The sequence below is a fragment of the Isoptericola nanjingensis genome (assembly GCF_050311635.1).
Classification (GTDB): domain Bacteria; phylum Actinomycetota; class Actinomycetes; order Actinomycetales; family Cellulomonadaceae; genus Isoptericola; species Isoptericola nanjingensis.
In genome coordinates, this window is record NZ_JBNOZL010000026.1 from 1 (window position 1) to 247 (window position 247).

Annotated in this window: 1 protein-coding gene; it reads left to right on the forward strand. The window is 76.5% G+C overall.

The window, feature by feature from the left end:
• The coding region (locus ACQP6G_RS20875; protein ID WP_429767243.1) for a pyridoxal-phosphate dependent enzyme at window positions 1-247 on the forward strand (247 nt) is incomplete at both ends.

Sequence of the window (247 nt, forward strand, 5' to 3'; positions counted from 1 at the left end):
AGCGCGGGCAACCACGCGCAGGGCGTGGCCCTCGCGGCCCAGATGCTCGGCATCCACGCCATCGCCTACATGCCCGTGGACGCCTCGGTGCCGAAGCTGCGGGCCACCCGCGGCTCCGGGGCCGAGGTGCGGCAGGTCGGCGAGAGCGTGGACGAGGCGCTCGGCGCCGCCCGCGCGGAGGCAGCGCGCTCCGGGCGCCCGCTCATCCACCCGTTCGACCACCTCGACGTCGTCACCGGTCAGGGCA